A 1970-nucleotide genomic window follows, 5' to 3' on the forward strand; every position below is an offset into this window, starting at 1 on the left:
CCGCTGAATATTACGATTCCACAACAGGCCAGTGGACGCCAATATCAACCAATACAGGGCAGTATTATTACGTAAATCCGAACACCGGCGCTGCTGTTTTGTATAATCCTAATGCCAAGAGTACATTTCTTGGTTATGGAGGATCTAATCCCAATTTTAATGATCCAATGTTTGCAGGCAACGCCCTTGCGCCTAGTTATGGTGCAGACCCGTTAGATACACAGGTCAGAGGCCAGAAAGCAGGGGAAGTTGTTAATGCCGTTAATGGCATCCTTATGGTTGGTGGTGTTGCAATACCTATCATTAATTTAGGAGCATCAGCGACAACATCAACCGTTAGTGGTTTGGGTAGAGTTTCAGGAAGTGCTACCGGCAGCTTTGGGGAGACGTGGACTGCAAGTGTAGGGAATAATATAAAAAATTCTGCGGTAAATGATATAGGGTTAGCAGGTAGAGGGTATGTGCCTGCCGCAGGGGAGCGGACTATTCAAGGTTTTGTTGAGAGCGTTGTTGAAACTATGGGAGGGAACCCAACGATTGGCCGAAATGGTCAAGACTTATTCCGTTTGAGGGCTAGTGGGCATGGTTCTTCTACCGCGACGGCGACCCCTCAGAATGTGATGAATGTTAACCCGATAACTGGGCAGGTTTTCCCTAGTAAGGGATCTGATGTGTTGATCAATAATTATCATATAACTGAAACATATAAAGCGCTTAACAGTTATGGTAATAGTTATATTCGTACACTTAATGGTTTAAGGTGATGCTAGGATGAGTATAACAATTGGATTTGGCTATGATAGCATGGCTACAATTAACAATGCAGATTTACGCGCATTAGCGGCAGATTTTGATTATGGTATCGAATTTGGTTTTGAGCATTTCGAAGAGGATTGTCGCTTTGGAATTATAAAAGCCATGGAAATTTTATCTATTCAGAATGTGATTGTTTTACGCTCTCCTAAGGAAAGAAATGCAAATTTAGCTTTTGAAATTTATCAAGATTTATCAAAATCTTTCTTATCTAATGAAAGGCCTGTTTTCTTCTCTTTTTTAGAGTGTTTATTTGGGATTTTAAAAGAAAAAAAATATACAAAATTTTGTTGGTTTCAAGCAGATGAATGGTATGAGGATACAATGACACGTGTCTCATTAGGTGGCCTAGATGAGCTTTTATTAATTTTAAGTCGGCCAGGAGGAGCCTCATTACTTACTTTATCGAATAAAAAAAATACATACCCAGTAAATGATGATTTTCCGTTTTTATTTATTAGTGATTCTAATATTTCATACAGTTTTTTAAAGTAATATAGGTTCTGTCGCATTTGGAACTGACGATACACTTTAAGGTGATTGTGTCAGTTTCACTTTACCGGAATAAGTATTTCAAACTGCTGTTTCAAGTTTAAGGGCACACTTCGGGCGTAATCCGCCTGTCCTCGCCGCATCATCTGGATTGTTTCAATGCCGCTGAGAATGATATTGGCACAGGTGTTGGATTTGAAGCCAAGCATAGGTTTGGTGCGCCTTTTAATACAGCAGTGGCTTTGTTCAATGCGGTTGTTCAGATATTTGCCTGTCTGAATTCTGATTGGCCGAAGAGGTTTTCCATTTTCACTCCTGAGCCGATATTCATTATCAATTGCGACAAGGGCGGTGTGATTGGCCTGATAGCGATCAAGCGTAATGCTATCTGGCCTGCCGTTTCGTTCAAAAGCTTTTCTGAAGAACAACTTTGCCGCCCGGATATCGCGCTTTTGAGAGAACAGAAATTCCACGGTCTGCCCGTTGTCATCAATGGCCCGATAGAGATAAGTCCAATGCCTCCCAACCTTGATATATATTTCATCGACAAACCAGTTTTTACCTGCTGGCTTTCTCTGACTGTTAAATGCCTTCGCAATCAGAGGCGCGTATCTGATAATCCAGCGATGAATAGTTGCGTGGTCAACCGATATCCCACGCTCCTG

The 1970-nt window shown here is 41.2% G+C and carries 3 protein-coding genes; 2 read left to right on the forward strand and 1 reads right to left on the reverse strand.

Translation table 11 applies throughout. The features are described from left to right. A partial coding sequence (locus WJT86_RS12245) for a hypothetical protein (protein ID WP_346337877.1) occupies window positions 1–764 on the forward strand: 764 nt, incomplete at its 5' end. Window positions 765–771: 7 nt separating this feature from the next. Further along, a complete protein-coding gene (locus WJT86_RS12250) occupies window positions 772–1308 on the forward strand; it encodes a hypothetical protein (RefSeq protein ID WP_346337879.1) in 537 nt (178 codons plus the stop codon). 56 nt (window positions 1309–1364) lie between these two features. Here WJT86_RS12250 and WJT86_RS12255 read toward each other — a convergent pair. Further along, window positions 1365–1970 (reverse strand): IS6 family transposase (locus tag WJT86_RS12255; RefSeq protein WP_346337880.1); only part of this gene is annotated, 606 nt, incomplete at its 5' end.

The sequence above is a fragment of the Hohaiivirga grylli genome (assembly GCF_039655745.1).
In the GTDB taxonomy this organism is placed as follows: Bacteria; Pseudomonadota; Alphaproteobacteria; order Rhizobiales; family Beijerinckiaceae; genus Hohaiivirga; species Hohaiivirga grylli.

Excerpts from the sequence above, each read along its gene's own strand:
- WJT86_RS12250 (WP_346337879.1), top strand. The coding sequence starts at position 772 with ATGAGTATAACAATTGGATTTGGCTATGATAGCATGGCTACAATTAAC.